The sequence below is a fragment of the Bradyrhizobium sp. UFLA05-112 genome, from assembly GCF_053572325.1.
Genome location: NZ_JBANBK010000029.1, coordinates 1 through 19,558 on the forward strand (window position 1 = coordinate 1; position 19,558 = coordinate 19,558).

The 19,558-nt window shown below is 66.1% G+C and carries 16 protein-coding genes, 1 tRNA gene and 1 riboswitch; of the genes, 9 read left to right on the forward strand and 8 right to left on the reverse strand.

What is annotated here, in order from left to right; translation table 11 throughout:
• Positions 1 to 86: 86 nt before the first annotated feature.
• The 4 genes from SO180_RS18435 to SO180_RS18450 form a co-directional block, all read right to left on the reverse strand.
• A tRNA-Thr gene (locus tag SO180_RS18435) sits at positions 87 to 162 on the reverse strand.
• Between the two features lie 112 nt (positions 163 to 274).
• Positions 275 to 2,116 carry a heme biosynthesis protein HemY gene (locus SO180_RS18440; RefSeq protein ID WP_449380262.1) on the reverse strand — a complete coding sequence of 614 codons (1,842 nt, stop codon included), beginning with the start codon at positions 2,114 to 2,116 and terminating at the stop codon, positions 275 to 277.
• A gap of 21 nt (positions 2,117 to 2,137) precedes the next feature.
• Positions 2,138 to 3,391 (reverse strand): COG4223 family protein, encoded by a 1,254-nt coding sequence (locus tag SO180_RS18445; protein ID WP_449380263.1) that lies wholly within the window; start codon positions 3,389 to 3,391, stop codon positions 2,138 to 2,140.
• Between the two features lie 74 nt (positions 3,392 to 3,465).
• A complete protein-coding gene (locus SO180_RS18450; RefSeq protein WP_449380264.1) occupies positions 3,466 to 4,212 on the reverse strand; it encodes a uroporphyrinogen-III synthase in 747 nt (248 codons plus the stop codon).
• Positions 4,213 to 4,359: 147 nt separating this feature from the next.
• Here SO180_RS18450 and tsaD point away from each other — a divergent pair, with 147 nt between their 5' ends.
• From tsaD to SO180_RS18465, 3 genes are all read left to right on the forward strand, one after another.
• A complete protein-coding gene (gene tsaD, locus SO180_RS18455) occupies positions 4,360 to 5,433 on the forward strand; it encodes a tRNA (adenosine(37)-N6)-threonylcarbamoyltransferase complex transferase subunit TsaD (RefSeq protein ID WP_449380265.1) in 1,074 nt (357 codons plus the stop codon).
• 2 nt (positions 5,434 to 5,435) lie between these two features.
• A complete protein-coding gene (locus tag SO180_RS18460; protein ID WP_449380266.1) occupies positions 5,436 to 6,416 on the forward strand; it encodes an NAD(P)H-dependent glycerol-3-phosphate dehydrogenase in 981 nt (326 codons plus the stop codon).
• A gap of 114 nt (positions 6,417 to 6,530) precedes the next feature.
• Entirely contained in the window at positions 6,531 to 6,944 is a 414-nt protein-coding gene (locus tag SO180_RS18465; RefSeq protein WP_449380267.1) for an EVE domain-containing protein, read from the forward strand.
• Between the two features lie 143 nt (positions 6,945 to 7,087).
• On the opposite strand, the gene SO180_RS18470 is transcribed toward SO180_RS18465, so the two are convergent.
• The gene (locus SO180_RS18470; RefSeq protein WP_449380340.1) at positions 7,088 to 8,170 is read right to left on the reverse strand and encodes an adenylate/guanylate cyclase domain-containing protein; all 1,083 of its coding nucleotides are present in this window, start codon (positions 8,168 to 8,170) and stop codon (positions 7,088 to 7,090) included.
• Between the two features lie 114 nt (positions 8,171 to 8,284).
• Here SO180_RS18470 and SO180_RS18475 point away from each other — a divergent pair, with 114 nt between their 5' ends.
• A complete protein-coding gene (locus SO180_RS18475; RefSeq protein ID WP_449380268.1) occupies positions 8,285 to 8,743 on the forward strand; it encodes an SRPBCC family protein in 459 nt (152 codons plus the stop codon).
• 139 nt (positions 8,744 to 8,882) lie between these two features.
• Here SO180_RS18475 and SO180_RS18480 read toward each other — a convergent pair whose 3' ends face one another.
• Complete coding sequence (locus tag SO180_RS18480; protein ID WP_449380269.1) at positions 8,883 to 10,052, reverse strand: DNA topoisomerase IB; 1,170 nt, start codon at positions 10,050 to 10,052, stop codon at positions 8,883 to 8,885.
• A gap of 391 nt (positions 10,053 to 10,443) precedes the next feature.
• Between SO180_RS18480 and acs the strand changes: the two genes are divergently transcribed.
• A complete protein-coding gene (gene acs / locus SO180_RS18485) occupies positions 10,444 to 12,396 on the forward strand; it encodes an acetate--CoA ligase (RefSeq protein ID WP_449380270.1) in 1,953 nt (650 codons plus the stop codon).
• 447 nt (positions 12,397 to 12,843) lie between these two features.
• Positions 12,844 to 13,359 (forward strand): L,D-transpeptidase, encoded by a 516-nt coding sequence (locus SO180_RS18490; protein WP_449380271.1) that lies wholly within the window; start codon positions 12,844 to 12,846, stop codon positions 13,357 to 13,359.
• Positions 13,360 to 13,405: 46 nt separating this feature from the next.
• Here SO180_RS18490 and SO180_RS18495 read toward each other — a convergent pair whose 3' ends face one another.
• Together SO180_RS18495 and SO180_RS18500 are read right to left on the reverse strand one after the other, a co-directional pair.
• The gene (locus SO180_RS18495; protein ID WP_449380272.1) at positions 13,406 to 13,999 is read right to left on the reverse strand and encodes a thermonuclease family protein; all 594 of its coding nucleotides are present in this window, start codon (positions 13,997 to 13,999) and stop codon (positions 13,406 to 13,408) included.
• 49 nt (positions 14,000 to 14,048) lie between these two features.
• Positions 14,049 to 14,249: a DUF1674 domain-containing protein gene (locus tag SO180_RS18500; protein ID WP_449380273.1), complete on the reverse strand. Its 201-nt coding sequence runs from the start codon at positions 14,247 to 14,249 to the stop codon at positions 14,049 to 14,051.
• A gap of 194 nt (positions 14,250 to 14,443) precedes the next feature.
• Here SO180_RS18500 and SO180_RS18505 point away from each other — a divergent pair, with 194 nt between their 5' ends.
• The 3 genes from SO180_RS18505 to purH all read left to right on the forward strand — a co-directional run bounded on the left by SO180_RS18505 (position 14,444) and on the right by purH (position 19,433).
• Positions 14,444 to 15,790 (forward strand): RsmB/NOP family class I SAM-dependent RNA methyltransferase, encoded by a 1,347-nt coding sequence (locus tag SO180_RS18505; protein ID WP_449380274.1) that lies wholly within the window; start codon positions 14,444 to 14,446, stop codon positions 15,788 to 15,790.
• A 157-nt stretch (positions 15,791 to 15,947) separates the two neighbouring features.
• Positions 15,948 to 17,663, forward strand: a complete 1,716-nt coding sequence (locus SO180_RS18510) for a heparinase II/III family protein (RefSeq protein WP_449380275.1) — start codon at positions 15,948 to 15,950, stop codon at positions 17,661 to 17,663.
• Between the two features lie 59 nt (positions 17,664 to 17,722).
• Positions 17,723 to 17,804: riboswitch (ZMP/ZTP riboswitch) on the forward strand.
• A gap of 36 nt (positions 17,805 to 17,840) precedes the next feature.
• Positions 17,841 to 19,433 (forward strand): bifunctional phosphoribosylaminoimidazolecarboxamide formyltransferase/IMP cyclohydrolase, encoded by a 1,593-nt coding sequence (gene purH / locus SO180_RS18515; RefSeq protein WP_449380341.1) that lies wholly within the window; start codon positions 17,841 to 17,843, stop codon positions 19,431 to 19,433.
• The last annotated feature ends 125 nt before the right edge of the window (positions 19,434 to 19,558 follow it).

The following is a 19,558-nucleotide window of genomic DNA, read 5'->3' on the forward strand; positions in this document are numbered from 1 at the left end:
CCTCGACAACCCGTTCGGCACGAGGCTGTCACCCATGTCTTAGGTACGGTCCGTTACCCATGTCTTCGGGCCGGACAGGGAGAAGGTGGTGCCGCAAGAGGGACTCGAACCCCCGACCCCGTCATTACGAATGACGTGCTCTACCAACTGAGCTATTGCGGCGGACCCTTGGGAGATCCTTGGGGGCCGACACGACCCGCGGCCCCAAATACGCGCGCCCCTGATATCGGGCATGGCCGGAATTGGCAAGGACAAGCCGGGCCGAACTTGCCGATCAGCGGCCCCAGCGGGACCAGAACCCCCGCCAACCGCCGGCCTGGGCCTTCGGCGTGCCGATTTGTTCCGTAAATTCGTCGCTGGGGCCCTCGTCATCGATTCCGGGGTCATCGGGTGCGCGGATGATCGGGATGACGGCGGGAATCGGCGAAGACACCGGCTTGCCGAGGTCGGCCCGGGCGCGGAACATGGGTGTGGCCGCAATGGTGGCTGATTCGGCGGGCCCCTCGGCCGGTTTGGCCAGCTCAGTGGTCTCCGTGGCCGGCTCTGACGCGTCGGACACTTTCGCTTCGGACATTTTGACGTCGACCGTCTTGGCTTCTGTCTTTGCCTCCGGCGCCTTGATCTCGGAAGGCTTGGCTTCCGAAATCTTGGCCTCCGAAGGCTTGATCTCCAAAGGCTTGGGTGCGGGCGGCAGGTTGTCCTGCGCGGCTGGCGCAGGCGCCGGCTGGATCGGTTCTAGCGCCTCGCTACTCACGGTAATCCGCTTCGGCGGCGGGGCAGCCAGCATGGCCTCCTCGAACGGGGAGGCCTCGATCGTCGTGCCCTTGTCCGAGGGCAGGCTCGCCACCGGCGTCTGCCATTGGAAGGCGTCGAGCCGGCCGGTAACCGGCGAAACCGGACGCCAGCGGTTGCTGACATAGCCGTCGGCCGTCCAGGCCGGGTCGTGACGCGCGCGCACCGCGCGCAAGGTCCAGGCCCGCGCGCGGCCGCTGTCGCCATGTTCGGCGCGCTCGATCTCCGCCATCAGCAGCGCAACCCGCTGGGTCGGATCGTTGACCAGCGGTGCCAGCGCCTCGCGCGCGCGGGCGAATTCGGATGCATCGATCGCGGCGCGCGCGAGCGCGAGCTGGCCCTCGACATGACCGGGCGTCTTGGCCGCCAGCGTCTCGATCCTCTGCAGGCGCTGCCGCGCGGAATCGCCGAGCTTCACATGCGCATAGGCGTCCGCAAGATCGGGATGCGGATGGGAGAGCCAGGCAGCTTCCACCAGCTTCATGGCGCGACGCACCTGATGCGCCTCGCTCTCGAATTTCGCCGCGAGGGCTGCAGCCGGCACCAGCGTCGGTGCGAGTTTCACCGCTTCCATCACGCTCTCGCGCGCCACGTCGCGGTCCATGGTCTCGAGCTCCAGCGCGCGCGCGGTGAGCAGGACACCGCGCTGCCGGCGCCAGGTCTTCTTGTCGATCAGGCCCGCGGAGAGATTTGAATCGAGGATCGCAAGCGCGCCGCTCCAGTCGCTGCGCGCGCAGCGGAAACCGAGCACCGCCTGCGAGGCCCAGGTCGAGGACGGCGACAACTTGATTGCCTCCTCCGCGATCATCACTGCGGAAACGGCGTCATCGGCGCGCTGCGCCTCGATGAACAGGCCGCGCAGGCCGAGGAGCCGCGTGTCGGGTCGTTCGGCCATGGCGCGGAAAGCTCGCTGCGCCTCGTCGCGATTGCCGTCGAGCTGCGCCGACTGCGCATGCAGCAGCAGCGCCAAAGGATCGTCCGGCGCATGCCGCCGCGCGGCTTCCGCATGGCGGCGCGCACGCGCGCTGTCGCCATGGCCGATCGCCAGCAGGCCATGGGTGATGGCGTGGCGGCCACGCGCATGGCGCTTCTCGTGGCGACGGCGACGCATCCGCGCCGGCGTTCGCCAGATCCCGCTCAAAATGCTCCAGGCGAATATGGCAGCCACCGCAACAAGGCCGAGCCCGAACGCGAACACCGGCACCGTCGTCGTGGCGCGTAAGTTGCCCCAGGTCAGGATGACATCGCCAGTCTGATCGGCAACCCAGGCCGCGCCGGCCGCGGCAAGTGCGATGAGGATGAGGAACGATACGACGCGAAGCATGGTGATCCCTTCAGGCGCGGCCTATTGCGCGGGTTTGGCGAGATCCGCCATGGCATCGTCGGCGAATTTGCGGGACGCGGCGAGCGCGGCATCGCGCGCATCGGTCTTGTCGAGCCAGGCTTTCGCAGCTTCGCGATCGGCTTCCGGCAAGCCCTTCAACTCGCGCCGCGCCGTGTCGAAATCGTTGCGCAGCGCCGCCGCGGTCACCCGCCCGACGATCGCGCCGCGATCATTGCCGCCACTGTCGGTGCGCTCGATGCGAACGAGTTTTGAGGCGCCCGCCTGAAGGTGTTCGATAATGCCGCCGCTGGGCTGCGCCTCCGCCGGTGGCGACAGTTTTGGCACGATGTTGAGGAGCTCGCGGCTCAGCGAGACCGGAGACGGAATGCCTGCGGATGCGAACGTCTCGAGCGGCTTCAACGCCTGGGGATCAGGCGCAAAGGATTTCGCTGCCGCAAGCTGCGCTGCATAGCCATCGCCGTGACGAACGGCCACGTCGAGCAGCGCCGCCGCAACGACGCGACGCATTGCCTTGTCGTCGGTCGACTTTGCATCGGCGATCTTCTCGCCCTGCTGTGCGAGCTCGGCACGCTCGGCCTTGATGGTGCGCTCGAGCTGCGCGATGCGATCGTTGATATCCGACAAATCCGGCGCGGCAGCCGCGTCGCGCGGCGCCGACTTCACGTCGTTCAGTGCACTGCCGAGCTTGTCCGATTGCGTGCGCAGGCTCGCGATGTCGCTGCGCAGGGTGGTGACGGATTTGTCCAGCGCGTCAAGCCGCGCCGCTGCGGCCGGGTCTGCCGCAGGTGCCGCTGATTTGTTGACCTTGGTCTCGACAACGGCGAGGCGTCCGCTCAGTGCATCGACCGTCGCAGTCGTAACCTGCGGCGCTGATGGAGCCTGCACGGGTTCTTGGCCGACTTGGGGCCAGCCCAGCATCCACCCGACAGCGATCACCAGTGCGGCTGCGACCGCGCCCGACAGCGGCGCGATGACCCAGGGGGACACCGGCTTGGACGTCGGAGGGAGCTCGGCCCGGGCCTCGGCGCGTTCCGGCTCGTCTTCTGGCCTGGCTGCTTGGGGCTTGGTTGCCTCGGCCGCGACGGATTCGGCTTTCACCGCATCGACCTCGGCCGGCTCCGGCTGCGCCTCGTCGGGCGCCTGCTGGGGCTGGGTGGACACCTCGGTCGCCTCGAGATCGATGGTGGGCGGAGTGCGCTTGGCACGACCTGACTCGGGGGCCAATCCTGCGTCTTCAGGCTTGTCTTCGGCCATCGTGACGTTTCCCTCACAATTGCAAGCAACGTACTCGGACCGGACCCCTTTCGCGAAGGATTCGGCCCGTTCTCTTACGCCAAACGGGTGCGCAAAGCACGCGCCAAGGTCTCAATTAAGGCATTTTCGTCCGGCGAGGCCGCGACCGCAACCTGCGTCGCGCCGGCCTCACGGAGCACGCCGGCGATGCTCTCGGACAGGCAGCACTGCGGAATCGACAGCGCGGAGATTTCGACGCCCTCGTCGCGCGCCGCATCCAAAAAGGCGCGCGCGCTGCGCCGCGAATAGTGCAAGACGGCCCGGATGCCATGGGCAGCAAAACCTTCGCAGACCTCGCGCGGCAGATGCTTGACCGGCACCATGCGATAGATGGTTTGCGTGACCACGTTGAATCCTTCCGCACCGAGCTCGGCCGAAAGATCGCGCGACAGATCAGCCCCCGCGAGATAGAGCAGCGCGCCCTTTTTCTTCACGACCTTGTCGCGCGCGCTTTGCAGCACCTTGTCCCTTAACACCGCCGCATCGCCGCCGGCGACGATGACCTCGGTAAAGCCGGCCTCGCGCGCGGCGCTCGCGGTGTGCTCGCCGACCGCGAACAGCGGCAGTTGTGACAGACGAAGCTCGCGCAATTGCGGCGCGATGGCGCGGATCGCGTTCGCCGAGGTGACGATGATGCCGCCATAGCTTGCCTCGCTTTCGTCGCGAAACGCTACCGGCTCGAACTTGAGCGCCGGCGCCAGCAGCACCACATAGCCCAGGGCACGCAAGTCTGCCGCGGTGGCCTCATTGTCGGGATGCGGCCGTGTGACAAGAATGGCCATGATCTCTATTCTCCGGCGCACCGCGACCCGGTGTTCCAGAAGCCCTCAAGGCGCGATTGCCTTTGACGACCTCGGAATGCTACCGGACGTACCAGAACTCTGCTTTGCGGAAGAGCGCAAGGGCGCAAATTGGATAACAATTCGCCAATGCTGGTATTGGGCATCGAAACCACCTGCGACGAAACCGCCGCTGCTGTGATCGCGCGCGCGGGCGACGGCGACGGCAGGATTCTCTCGAACATCGTGCGCTCGCAGATCGAGGAGCACGCCAGCTTCGGCGGCGTGGTGCCGGAGATCGCTGCGCGCGCCCATGTCGACCTTCTCGACGGTATCATTGACCGCGCGATGAAAGAGGCCGGCGTCGGCTTCGCAGAGTTGTCGGGTGTCGCGGCCGCTGCCGGACCGGGATTGATCGGCGGCGTGATCGTCGGGCTCACCACCGCGAAGGCGATCGCGATGGTGCACGACACCCCCCTCGTCGCGGTGAACCATCTCGAGGCGCATGCGCTGACGCCACGGCTGACCGATCACCTCGAATTCCCCTATTGCCTGTTCCTGGCTTCGGGCGGCCACACCCAGATCGTCGCCGTGGTCGGCGTCGGACAATATATTCGGCTCGGCACCACCGTCGACGATGCGATCGGCGAAGCCTTCGACAAGGTCGCGAAGATGCTCGGGCTGCCTTATCCCGGCGGACCGCAGGTCGAGCGCGCCGCGGCAGACGGCGATGCAGCGCGATTCGCGTTTCCGCGGCCGATGCAGGGACGGCGCGATGCCAATTTCTCGCTGTCGGGACTAAAGACGGCGGTGCGCAACGAAGCGAGCCGGATCACGCCGCTCGAGCCACAGGACATCAGCGATCTCTGCGCGAGTTTTCAGGCCGCGGTGCTGGACTCGACCGCCGACCGCCTGAGCATGGGCCTCAGGCTGTTCCGCGAGCAGTTCGGCGCACCGCAGGCGCTCGTCGCGGCCGGCGGAGTTGCGGCCAATCAGGCGATCCGCGGCGCGTTGCAGAACGTTGCGGATGCGGCCGGGACGCGACTGATCATGCCGCCGCCCGCGCTCTGCACGGACAACGGCGCAATGATCGCCTGGGCCGGCGCCGAGCGTCTCGCGCTCGGCCTCACCGACACGATGGATGCCCAGCCCCGCGCGCGGTGGCTGCTCGATGCCAACGCGACGGCGCCCAAAGGCTACGCCAACACGCGCGCAGGATTTTAGCGATGACATCCTTTCAGTCCGTCTCGGTGATCGGTGCGGGCGCCTGGGGCACGGCGCTGGCGACGGTCGCCGCACGGGCGGGAAGAACAGTGACGCTGCGCGCCCGCAACGCCGAGCACGCAGGCCGGATTGCCTCGTCGCGAGAAAATCCGCGGCTGCCCGGCGTAAAATTGTCGCCCGACATCGTGGTGACGAGCGAGCTGGCGCTCGCGGCGCGCGCAGATATCCTGCTGATCGTGACGCCCGCGCAGCACCTGCGCGGCGCGATCAACACGCTGGCGCCGCATTTGACCAAGCCAACTCCGGTGGTCGCCTGCGCCAAGGGCATCGAGCACGGCACCCATAAATTCATGACCGACGTGATCGCGGAAGCCGCACCGATGGCGCAGCCTGCGATCCTGTCGGGGCCGAGCTTCGCCGACGACGTCGCGCGCGGCCTGCCGACGGCGGTGACGCTGGCTGCAAAAGACGAGCAGCTCGCCAGCGCGCTGGTGCAGGCGCTGGGCTCGCCGACATTCCGGCCCTATCACTCGACCGATGTGCGCGGCGTCGAAATCGGCGGCGCGGCCAAGAACGTGCTGGCGATCGCCGTCGGCATTGCCGTTGGCCGCAAGCTCGGCGCTTCCGCGCAGGCCGCGTTGACCACACGCGGCTTTGCCGAGCTCGCCCGCTTCGGCCGTGCACTCGGCGCGCGTAGCGAGACGCTTGCAGGGCTGTCCGGCCTTGGCGACCTGATTCTGACCTGTTCGAGCCCGCAATCGCGCAACTTCGCGCTCGGGCTTGCACTCGGGCGCGGCGAGACGGCGCCAGCCGGCAAGCTCGCCGAAGGCGAATTCACCGCACCCGTGCTGATCGAGCTCGCATCTTTGCAAAACATCGAGATGCCGGTATCAGAAGCCGTCGCAGCGATCCTGAGCGGCAAGAGCACGATCGACGCCGCAATATCCGGACTTTTGACGCGCCCCTTCAAGGCAGAGGAATGATTTCCGACGTCATGCCCGCGCTTGTCGCGGGCATCCACGTCTTGATATTGAGTACGTGGCAAAGACGTCGATGGCCGGGACAAGCCCGGCCATGACGAACGGATGGGACACGTTATGAATTACTGGCTGGTGAAATCCGAACCGTCCGTCTGGTCGTGGGACCAGCAGGTCGCCAAGGGCACCAAGGGCGAAGCCTGGACCGGCGTACGCAACTTCACCGCGCGGCAGAATCTCGTGAGCATGAAGAAGGGCGACAAGGCGTTCTTCTATCATTCCAACGAGGGCAAGGAGATCGTCGGCATCGCGGAAATCATCAAGGAGGCCTATCCTGATCCGACCGACAAGACCGGCAAGTTCGTCTGCGTCGACATCAAGGCCGACAAGCCATTGAAGACGCCGGTGACGATGGCTGCCGTCAAGGCCGACAAGAAGCTCGCCGACATGGCGCTGGTGAAATACTCGCGCCTCTCCGTGCAGCCGGTGACGGCGGACGAATGGAAGCTCGTCTGCAAGATGGGCGGGCTGTAGTTACTGCCGTAGTCCGAATCGTAGGGTGGGCAAAGCGAAGCGTGCCCACCTCTTCTTTCGCAAGCATTGAGAGCAAGCATTGAGAGATGGTGGGCACGGCGCGCGAAGCGCGCGCCTTTGCCCACCGGCAGCCAACTATTCCATCAACCGTCCGGCAGCGCGAACACTTCGCATGGCTCTACGATCCCACGCAGCGGATGCATTCCAAGCGGCAGCAATGGCGTGTCGGTCTCGGCGGCGAGCGCACCCGACACCAGAACCGTCTTGCCGAGCGGCTTGCACAATCCCTCGAGCCGGCTGACCAAATTGACGGCCGAACCGATCGCGGTGAAATCCAGCCGATTGGCTGCGCCGATATTGCCCCACAGCATCTCGCCGAGATGAAGCGCGGCGCCGAACGACAGCGACGGCAATCCCTGGCGGCGCCGTTCGTCATCGAGGTGCATCATGCCGGCGCGCGCCGCGGTCGCCGCGCGCAAGGCGGCGCCGCAAGCCTCGCGCGGTGATGCGCCCACAACCGGAAAAATCGCCAGCACTCCATCGCCGATGAATTTCAGCACCTCGCCGCCAAAGGCGTGCACCGCGCCCGCGATGCGATCGAACCAGGCATCGAGCGCTGAAATGACGGCGGCCGGCGGGTTGCCTTCGGACAAGGCCGTGAAATCGCGCAGGTCGGCATAGAGCAGTGCAGCCTGGATGGTTTCGCCGAGATCGCGGCGCAGCGGCGCCGCCAGCACGCGCTCGGCGCTGCGCCGGCCGAGATAGGCTTCGAGCGCTGCCGCCAACGTGGCACGCGCGGCGAGCACGGCGAGCGGTGCGGCGGCGAAGCGCGCGGCTTGCTGGAGATCGTCGATCTCGCGCGGCGTGAACGGACGCGGCCCGATCCAGCCGAGCAACGGCCCGTCCGGACGCGGCCCGATTACGTCCTCGTGGACGATGCCGGTGGCTGTTGCACTCAGCCAGCGCCGGCCGGCATCGTTGCGTGGCGCGAGCGCGGCAGCCCCCGGCGCAAAACCGAGAGCTTCGACGACCTCGCCACTGTCGGCGCGCCACAGCCAGGTTCGCTGTGCGATCAGGGGATGCGGGACGTCCAGGGTCAGGCTGCCCGCGACGAGCGGCAATCCATCCGCAACCAGATGCCTGCCGAGATCCGCGAGCAAGCGGTCGGCGCCCGTGGTCTCAGCGGCGGCATCGACGAGCCAGGCGAGCGTCGAGGACAACTGCATGGCGCGATCATGCGGTCTGCGCGCCTTTTTTGTCACGACCTATCCTCGATGGCGGGCCTTGAAGAGGCACCGTAGCGGCGCCATCTGCCTAATGCAGCCAGGGAACCGACGCCGATGACTGAGCCCTTCATAGTCCGCCGCGAGACCCATATCCCCGCCCCGCGTGCCACTGTCTTCGCTTACCTCGCCGACCCCGACAAAATCGTGAACTGGATGGGCTCGGAGGCGACGTTCGAGACGCAGCCTGGCGGGCTTTACCTGCTGAAGGGTATTGGCCAGCGCGGCGGCGTCGCCCGCGGCGCGTTTCGCGAGGTCGTGCCGGTGCATCGGCTCGCCTACACGTTCGGTTGGGAAGGCGGTCAGGAAGTGCCACCCGGCTCGAGCCTGATCGAGATTGACCTGATCGAACGCGATGGCGGCACGCTGCTCCGCATGACGCATAGCGGCCTGCCGACCGCAGAACAATGCGACGCCCATAGCAAGGGCTGGGCGCATTATCTGCGCCGGTTGAGCCTCGTGGCCGGAGGCCGAGATCCCGGACCCGACGTGATGAAGCCTGAGAGCAAGATGTAGCCGGCGTTACTCGGTGGAATTCGGTAGGCATTCGTAGGGTGGGCAGAGCGAAGCGTGCCCACCACTTTTTTTTCTTTCGCAATCGCGGAGAGATGGTGGGCACAGCGCTTCGCGCCTTTCCCCACCCGGGGCAAATTGGTTATACCGCAGCCGTCGCCACCACCTGCGCCAGAAGCTGCTCGCGCCTCGCCTGTGAGCGCTGACCCTTCATCGTCGCGGCAAAACGCTCGAGGATGCCGTCCTCGAACGCGGTGACGATGGTGTCGTGGACGTAGCTCCTGCGGCAGATCGCCGGCGTGTTGGAGAGCTGGTCGGCAGCGGCACGGATCGCATCCAGCACCTGACGCTTGCGGCCGCGCTGGCTGGTCGCCGGCGTGATCCGCGACAGCGATTCCACGACGACGGCCGAGGCCATCAGCGTACGAAAATCCTTCAGCGAAATCTTGATGCCGGCGATCTCGCGCAGGAACGCGTTGACCTGCGTGGTATTCACGGCGCGCACGGTGCCGGAGGCATCGCGATACTGGAACATGCGCTTGCCCGGCACGCCGCGCAGAATGCCGATGGCACGGACCAGCTTGGCCGCGTCGCATTCCTTCCGCACCGCCTTGCCGCCCTTGGCCTTGAAGGTCAGCACGAAGCAGTCGTCTTCCAGCGTGACGTTGGACTTCAGCAGCGTGGTGGCGCCGCGGGTGCCGTTGAGGCGGGCATAGGATTCATTGCCGGGACGGATCGCGGTGCGGGCGATCAGTTCGATCACCGCCGAGAGCGCGAACTCGCGCGTCGGCTCCTCGCCCGACAGGAACATCGAGACCTTGCGCCGTATCTTCGGCAGCGCGCCGACGAGCTTTTCCAGGCGATGCGCCTTGCGCTGCTCGCGGACCTTTTCCCAGTCGGCGTGATAGCGATATTGCAGCCGCCCTGCGGCATCGCGACCCACCGCCTGGAGATGCGAGCTCGGATCGGCCGAGTAACGCACCTCGCGATAGGCCGGCGGCACCGCCATGGCATGGAGCCGGCGGATGGTGCGAGCGTCGCGGATATGGGCGCCGTTGGGGCGGACGAAGGAATAGCCCTTGCCGCGCTTGATGCGGCGGATGGTCAGCTCATTCTGGTCGCCGAGCCGCAGGCCCAATTCCTTGGCCAGCGCCTCGACCGAGGTCGCAGCTGCCGTGTCGAAGGTCTTCTTCGGGCTGGGACGCCTGAAACCAGTCGGTTTCGGCCATTGTCCGAGGGCTTTGGCGAGCGCAATAGCGGCGGGATCGGCTGAAGCGGGCCGCATTGTCCCGAAATTCTGCTGATCCATCATAGTCTTACGCCTTAGCTCCGCCTGTTATCGAACAATGCTGTTGTTTTGATTTTTGTTCCCAGCGGGTCTCGTTGGACCCCGGTCAGGCCATTTAGGAGGTTCCGAACGGCATTGCGAGTCCCGAATCAGTGACGATTGGTTTCTAAATACCTCCAACCCGTGCATGGAGGGTCTGCGTCGCCGCTTCCGCGAGGTTCGGTAAAGAGCGGAGGAGCCCTCACCCCGGTTGTTTCAGATTTGCGACAGGCACACTCACCGACTTGATCCTGCGCATGGTCGGATGCCCGCCGAAGGTCCAGCTTGTCCTCCTTGTCGGGCGCGGTAAGCCCGACGCATAATCATTCAAATGATGTCGGCGTGGCGTTGAGCTTGCCGCTTGGTGGAGGAAAACATGTCCGAGAAGATCTACGACGTGCCGGCAGAGTGGGCGAAGCGCGCCTGGGTCGACCAGGCCAAGTACAAGGACATGTACGCCCGCTCGATCTCGGACCCGAACGCGTTCTGGGCCGAGCAGGCCAAGCGCATCGACTGGATGAAGGCTCCGACCAGGATCGAGAACGTCTCCTTCGCGCCCGGCAACGTCTCCATCAAGTGGTTCGAGGACGGCGTCCTCAACGTCGCCTGGAACTGCATCGACCGGCACCTCGCCAAGCGCGCCAACCAGACCGCGATCATCTGGGAGGGCGACGATCCCTCGCAGTCGAAGCACATCACCTACAAGGAGCTGCACGACGAGGTCTGCCGGATGGCCAACATCCTGCGCACCCGCAACGTCAAGAAGGGCGACCGCGTCACCATCTACCTGCCGATGATCCCCGAGGCCGCCTATGCGATGCTGGCCTGCGCGCGGATCGGCGCGATCCACTCGGTGGTGTTCGCCGGCTTCTCGCCCGACAGCCTCGCCCAGCGCATCAACGACTGCAAATCCAAGGTGATCATCACCGCCGACGAGGGCCTGCGCGGCGGCAGGAAGGTGCCGCTGAAGGCCAATGTCGATGCGGCGCTCGCCAAGACCGAAGGCGTCGACTGGGTCATCGTGGTCAAGCGCACCGGCGGCAAAGTCGAGATGTCCCCGTCGCGTGACCTCTGGTACGACGACGCGGCCAGGATGGTGACGACGGAGTGCCCGGCCGAGCACATGCACGCCGAGGATCCGCTGTTCATCCTCTACACCTCGGGCTCGACCGGAACGCCGAAGGGCGTGCTGCACACCTCGGGCGGCTATCTCGTCTACGCCGCGATGACGCATCAATACGTGTTCGACTATCACGACGGCGACGTCTACTGGTGCACGGCGGACGTCGGCTGGGTCACCGGCCACAGCTACATTCTCTACGGGCCGCTGTGCAACGGCGCGACCACGCTGATGTTCGAGGGCGTGCCGAACTACCCCGATAATTCCAGGTTCTGGAACGTCATCGACAAGCACAAGGTCAACATCTTCTACACCGCGCCGACCGCGATCCGCGCCCTGATGCAGGGCGGCGACGAGCCGGTGACGAAGACCTCGCGCGCCTCGCTGCGCCTGCTCGGCTCGGTCGGCGAGCCCATCAATCCGGAAGCCTGGGAGTGGTACCACCGCGTCGTCGGCGACGACCGCTGCCCGATCGTCGACACCTGGTGGCAGACCGAGACCGGCGGCATCCTGATCACGCCGCTGCCGGGCGCCACCAAGCTCAAGCCCGGCTCGGCGACGCTGCCGTTCTTCGGCGTGGTGCCGGAGATCGTCGATGCCGACGGCAAGGTGCTGGACGGCGAGACGTCGGGCAATCTCTGCCTCACCCGCTCCTGGCCCGGCATGATGCGCACGGTCTATGGCGACCACGCCCGGTTCGAGCAGACCTATTTCTCGACCTACAAGGGCAAGTATTTTACCGGCGATGGCTGCCGGCGCGATGCCGACGGCTATTACTGGATCACCGGCCGCGTCGATGACGTCATCAACGTCTCCGGCCATCGCATGGGCACCGCCGAGGTCGAGAGCGCGCTGGTCGCGCATGAGAAGGTGTCGGAGGCCGCCGTGGTCGGCTTCCCGCACGACATCAAGGGCCAGGGCATCTACGCCTACGTCACCCTGATGGCCGGCGTCGAGCCGAGCGAGGATCTGCGCAAGGAGCTCGTGACCTGGGTGCGCAAGGAGATCGGCCCGATCGCCTCGCCCGACCAGATCCAGTTCGCACCCGGCCTGCCCAAGACGCGCTCCGGCAAGATCATGCGCCGCATCCTGCGCAAGATCGCCGAGGACGAGCCGGGCAGTCTCGGCGATACCTCGACGCTCGCCGATCCCGCCGTGGTCGACGATCTCGTCAAGAATCGCCAGAACAAGAAACAGACCTCGGCGTAAGAACGCTCTCGTGCCCCGGACGTAGCGCAGCACTTCCCTGGCGATGCGAAGCATCGTCCAGTTCGGCGGTGCGCTGCGGAGCCGGGGCCCATGCCGCAGACAAGTTTCTGGGTCCCGGCTCAGCGCAGCAGCGCCGAGGCGCTGCAGCGCATCCGGGACACGAGACTGTCCCTCGCTTCAACAGCATTTCCCGTTGGCAAACCACCCTCACGCACTTGTCAGGGCGTGAGCGAACGCGCCTGTATCTTTCCCGCGAAGTGTTGTTTTCCGGTCATTTACTTTAATTCGAACTTTTCCTTTGTTCCCCTGCCGGCTGGGCCCAAGGCGCGGCGCGTGGAAACCATCCGGTTAACACGCGCGGTTAAGAATGCGTGGGCGAGCGGGCAATTGCCGGGTTTTGCGTCAATTTGGACGGCCCGTTCGGGGCAACGGATAAGGAAGCAAGTAATGTCGATGAGGATTGCGGTGGCATTGGCCGCCACCATCGGGGCAGGGATCTTGATGTCGACGGCGGCCGAGGCGCGGCCGGAAATGGTGGGGCTGCACGGAGCCGATTATTCGCCGGGCACCATCGTGGTCAGGACCAACGAGCGCCGGCTCTATCTCATCCTCGATGGCGAACACGCGATGCGCTACCCCGTGGGCGTCGGCAAGTCCGGCAAGCAGTGGGCCGGCACCACGCGCATCGACGGCAAATATCGCAACCCGGCCTGGTCGCCGCCCGCCGAGGTGAAGCGTGACAAGCCGAACATGCCCGACGTGATTCCTGGCGGCTCGCCGCGCAACCCGATGGGCGTTGCGGCGATGACGCTGGCCGGCGGCGAATATGCCATCCACGGCACCAACGTGCCTGGCTCGGTCGGCGGCTTCGTCTCCTATGGCTGCATCCGCATGCTCAACGACGACATCACCGACCTCTATAGCCGCGTCCCCGTCGGCACCACGGTGGTCGTCACGCGCTGAGAACGAAGGGCCTCAGGACGAAAAGCCGCGTTCTGACGCGGCTTTCTTATTGCCAGAAGCGCCAGCTGCGCGCGCACCAGCCTTCGCGATGGCCGCCATTATAGCTGCGGGCATAACCGCCCGCGAGCAGCGCAGCCGAGACGTTGGCCGTGCGCGTGGTGGCAACATCGGCGAGAATGCGCCCGTATTTCTCTGGGCCGAGATTGTAGATCACAACGCCGCCCTGGCCGAGCAGCTTGCGTAGCGCATCGGTGGCAGCTTCGGCCTTGTCCAGCTCTTCCCGACAGGACGCCCTCATTTCAGGCGCATCGATGCCGCGCAAGCGGACCCGCCCGACGAGATCGCGCCCGTTGCGCTGATGCACACGCGCGAGAAACGTGTCGCCGTCGATGGTGCGGATGACGTCGACCGACTGGCGAATGTCGGGATCGCCTGCCTGCTGCAGGATGATCTCGGCGTCCTGCGCTCGTTCGTCACCGCCATGCCGCGCGGACCAGTTGGTCCCGTGCCGGAAGGTGAGCACGACCGCGGTGACGACAACAACCACGAACATCCACGGCAGCAGCCCCGCGAAGCGACGGCCAAACGGCGTGCCACTGAACGAGGGCCGATACGAATTGATTCGGTCGCGGGGAGACATCGGCCAACGCTAGGGCTGAGTCGGGCGAGCCGGCAAGAGACGCCCCGTCTCAGAAATCCGATGCGATGCCCTTGCGCTCCCAGTCGCCATAGCGCGTCGGCTCGGGACCCTTCGGCCCCTGCAGCTCTTTTGGTGCGGCTTCGGCATTGGCAACAGCCGCCCGCCGGCGCGCCTCGGCTTCCGCCAGCGCGCGCTGAGCGGCCGGCGTCTGCGCCTTGCGCTGAGGAGGACTGGACGGAGTGTCGTTCATCTCTGGCTTCCTAGCCCAGGCGCGCCCCTCGCGCGATCGGAAAAAACGCCGCGCATAGGGGTGGAGATCGTCATGCAGGGCTGAAAAAACCAGAGCCGATTCTTACATTTGGCATATTCGCATGCCACAGATGCGCTTCTTCAGGCATGCGCCCTCACGGCGGAACTGCCGCTCGCTCAGAACCTTACCTCCGCATGCCATCTCAACGTTTTGCTCCACCCACCGAAGTGCCTGGTCTGGCGGCACGGCGGATCGCCGCAGATATCGTCGATGGTGTCCTGCATAAGCACCGCACACTTGATGATCAGCTCGACGGTGGCGGCGCCCATCCCGGACTGAAGACGCTCGCCGATCGCGATCGCGCGCTGATGCGGCGCATGGTGGCGACCGTGCTGCGTCGGCTCGGCACGCTGGGCCACGTGCTGTCGCGCCTGCTCGACAAGGGCATCCCTGGCGAGGCGCCGCGCGCGCAAAGCGCGCTCCTGATTGGCGCTGCGCAAATTCTCTGGATGGATGTTCCCGATCACGCGGCGGTCGATCTCTCGGTCCGCCTGGTGCAATCCGACCGCCGCGCAGCGCGCTATGCCGGCCTCGTCAACGCCGTGCTGCGCCGCTGCGCACGCGAGGGCAAGGCGCTGGTGGAGGAAGTCGCAACGCAATCGCTCGACCTGCCACCCTGGCTGCTCGCGCGCTGGAGCGCGCATTATGGCGAGACCACCGCGCGCGAGATGGCGCTCGCGCTCGGCCATGAGCCCTCACTCGATCTGACCGTGAAGTCGGATGCCGCACAGTGGGCGAGTCGCCTGCACGGAGAGGTGCTGCCGACCGGAACCGTGCGCACGCTGCTGCACGGCTCGGTGACCATGCTGCCAGGCTTCAGCGAAGGACAATGGTGGGTCCAGGACGCCGCGGCGGCATTGCCGGCCCGGCTGTTCGGCGATATCGCCGGCAAGTCCATCGCCGATCTCTGCGCCGCTCCCGGCGGCAAGACGGCCCAGCTGGTGCACGCCGGCGCGAATGTTGTCGCCGTAGACCGCTCGCCGGCGCGCGTGGCACGGCTGCGCGAGAATCTGGCGCGGTTGTCGTTGCAGGCCGAAACCGTCGTCGCCGACGCCGTGGAATGGGCGGGTCCACAGCACGGCTTTGACGGCATCCTGATCGATGCGCCCTGTACCTCGACCGGCACGATCCGCCGCCACCCGGATGTGGCCTGGCTGCGTCAGGAGTCCGACATCGCGGCGCTCGCGGCGCTTCAGCAGCGCCTGCTGCGGAAATCCGTCTCGCTGCTGAGGCCGGGCGGAACGCTGGTCTATTGCACCTGCTCGCTGGAGCCAGAGGAAGGCGAGCAGGCGATCGCCGCGCTGCTGACGACCGAGCCCGCGCTGCGCCGCGTGCCGATCCAGCCGTCCGAGGTCTCGGGCCGAGCCGAGATCATTACCACCGAGGGCGACCTGCGCACCCTGCCGAGCCATTTGCCGAACGCCGACCCGAAGCTCGGCGGGCTCGACGGGTTCTTCGCCGCCCGGCTCGTTAAATCCTGATTTTGCACCGGATTTTGCGCCACTGATGCTGATTCGCCGCCTTTCAAGGTGGTGTCAGCCGGCCGATTTTGGGATTAAAAGGATTCGTCAGGAATCCTCTCCCCCTTCAAGGCAAGGCGTGTCGGTCGCTCAACGCAGACGCATCTCGACGTTGGTCATGAACCGCTTCGCGCGGAACATGCTGGCGCGCGCGAGCGGCGGTTCCGTGGCGGTGTCGCGGCTCTGGCCGGGCCGCACCGACCGGCTGATCATCGCCCCGCACGACCTGCGCACCGCGGACGCCACGCGCGCAGCTGAGATCTATGCCGGGCGCTTCGTCTTCGCTGGCAAGATCGTCAATTGCCACGGCCGCTCGATTTTCGATCTCGAGCCGCCGTCGGAGGACTGGGAAGTCGCCCTGCTCGGCTTCGGTTGGCTGCGCCATTTGCGCGCCGCCGACACCGCGCTGACGCGGGCCAATGCTCGCGCGCTGGTCGAAGATTGGATCTCCAATCCCGCCAACAAGCGCCCGGTCGCCCGCCGCGCCGACGTGCTGGCGCGGCGCGTGATCTCGCTGTTGTCGCAGGCGCCGCTTGTGCTTGGCGACACCGACAACAAATTCTATCGCCGCTACCTGCGGGCGCTGGCGCGCGAAATCCGCTATCTGCGTTTCACCATGGTCGACATCCCGGACGGGGTGCCGCGGCTGCAAGTGTTGATCGCGCTCTGCTACGCCTCGCTGTGTCTCGCCAACCAGGCGCGCCACATCCGCAGCGCCTCGCGAAAACTGTCCGACGAATTGCAGCGCCAAATCCTTCCCGACGGCGGACACGTCTCCCGCAATCCCGGCGCGTTGATCGAGCTTCTGATCGACCTGCTGCCACTGCGCCAGACCTTTGCAGCGCGCAACATCGCGCCGCCGCCGGCGCTGCTCAACGCGATCGACCGCATGATGCCGATGCTGCGCTTCTTCCGGCACGGCGACGGCAACTTTGCGCTGTTCAACGGCATGAGCGCGACGTCATCGGATCTTCTCGCCACGCTATTGGCCTATGACGATACCCACGGCGCGCCGATGGCGACCATGCCGCATACCGGCTTCCAGCGCCTCGACGCCGGAGCGTTGACGCTGATCATGGACACCGGCGCGCCGCCGCCTGCGAATGTCAGCCACGATGCCCATGCCGGCTGCCTGTCGTTCGAATTGTCGTCGGGCACGAGCCGCATCGTGACCAATTGCGGCATGCCGACGACCGGACGCGACAATTGGCGGCCATTCGCGCGCGGCACCGCGGCGCATTCGACGCTGACCTATCACGAAACATCGTCCTGCCAGTTCGTCGAGCTGTCGGCGATGAAGAAGCTGCTGCATGGCGCGCCCGTGATCAGGGGGCCGGCCGTGGTCGAGAATTTTCGCGAGGTCGTTCAGAACGGCACGCTGCTGACGACGTCGCATGACGGCTATCTCGCCAAGTTCGGCGTGATCCACCGGCGCGTGGTGATGGTCGCCAATGACGGCGCGCGGCTCGACGGCGAGGACACGCTGTCGCCGCCGCAGGGCGGACGGCTCAAAGGTGCGAATGCGGATTTCGCGCTGCGCTTCCATTTGCATCCGGCGGTGAAGGCGAGCCGGCTGTCGGATGCCCGCGGCGTGATGCTGGTGCTGCCGAACCGCGAGGTCTGGACCTTTGAAGCGTTGGACGACAAGGTCGATCTCGAGGACAGCGTGTTTTTGGCTGGCAATGACGGCCCGCGCCGCACTGCGCAGATCGTGATCCGGCAGGACGCGCGGCAGGCCCCCTCGATCCGCTGGAGCCTTGTTCGCTCCAGCGCCTCGCCGGCTGTCACCAACGCCCGCCGCAACGCCCGACGCGAGCCGGAACTTCCGCTGTAAACGCGCGCGGCTCGCGCCTATCTAGCCGTTGTGAGGAACGCCGAAAGCTGCTAACGAGCCCTCGCTCGCGCGACTGGCGACCTTGGATGGAGCACCATCGGGAAGCGCGGGACATATCTGCCGCGCGCCTGGGCATAGGTACTCCCCACACAGAGGATCTTGCCCATGACTGATGCGATGACTGACCATCCCCGCCGCGTCACCCGCGCCCTGCTTTCCGTTTCCGACAAGACCGGTCTGATCGAGTTCGCCAAGGCGCTTGCCGCCCATGGCGTTGAGCTGGTCTCGACCGGCGGCACCGCCAAGGCGATCGCGAGCGCGGGCCTCGAGGTCAAGGACGTCTCCGAGCTGACCGGCTTTCCTGAAATGATGGACGGCCGCGTCAAGACGCTGCATCCGAAGGTGCATGGCGGCCTGCTCGCGATCCGCGACAACAAGGAACATGCCGAGGCGATGAAGGCGCATGGGATCGCGCCGATCGATCTCCTCGTCGTCAACCTCTATCCGTTCGAGGCAACCGTCGACAAAGGCGCTGATTTCGAAGAGTGCATCGAGAACATCGACATCGGCGGTCCGGCGATGATCCGCGCCGCCGCGAAGAATCATGACGATGTCGCCGTTGTCGTCGACGCGCAGGATTACCAGGCCGTGCTCGATGAGCTCGCCGCCAACAATGGCGCGACCACGTTGAAGCTGCGCCGGCGCCTCGCCGCAAAAGCCTATGCACGCACCGGCGCCTACGATGCCGCGATCTCCAACTGGTTCAACCGGCAGCTCGAGATCGACGCGCCCGACTACCGCGCGTTCGGCGGCAAGCTGATCCAGGCGCTGCGTTATGGCGAGAACCCGCACCAGACCGCCGCCTTCTACGCGACGCCCGACAAGCGGCCGGGCGTCTCGACCGCGCGGCAATTGCAGGGCAAGGAGCTCTCCTACAACAACATCAACGACACCGATGCGGCCTATGAGTGCATCGGCGAGTTCGATGCCAAGCGCACCGCGGCCTGCGTCATCGTCAAGCACGCCAACCCCTGCGGCGTCGCGGAAGGTCCCGATCTCGTCACCGCCTATCGCAGGGCGCTCGCCTGCGACTCGACCTCCGCCTTTGGCGGCATCATCGCGATGAACCGCGTGCTCGATGCCGACACCGCCCGCGAAATCACGAAGATCTTCACCGAGGTGATCATCGCGCCCGATGCCAGCGAGGAAGCGATCGCGATCATCGGCGCGCGCAAGAATCTACGCCTGCTGCTGGCCGGCGCCCTGCCCGACCCGCGCACGCCCGGTCTCACCGCCAAGACCGTTGCCGGCGGCTTGCTGGTGCAGAGCCGCGACAACGCCGTGGTCGACGACATGGCCTTCAAGGTCGTGACAAAACGAGCGCCGACGGATGCGGAGATGCGCGACCTGAAATTCGCGTTCCGCGTCGCAAAGCACGTCAAGTCCAACACCATCATCTACGCCAAGGATCTCGCCACCGTCGGTATCGGCGCGGGCCAGATGAGCCGCGTCGATTCGGCCCGGATCGCAGCACGGAAAGCCCAGGACGCGGCGAACGAAATGAAGCTTGCCGAGCCGCTCACCAAGGGATCGGTCGTCGCGTCAGATGCGTTCTTCCCGTTCGCCGACGGCATGCTCGCCTGCATCGAGGCCGGCGCCACAGCCGTCGTGCAGCCCGGCGGCTCGATGCGTGACGACGAGGTGATCAAGGCCGCCGACGAGCACGGCATCGCCATGGTGTTCACGGGGACGCGGCATTTCAGGCATTAACTCCCTGTCGTCCCGGACAAGCGGAGCGCAGATCCGGGACCATAACCACAGGGAGTAGTTTGGCGAAGACTCGGAATTGACAGCGTCGCGCCACAACCTCTCCTTGGGGTTATGGGTCTCGGCCT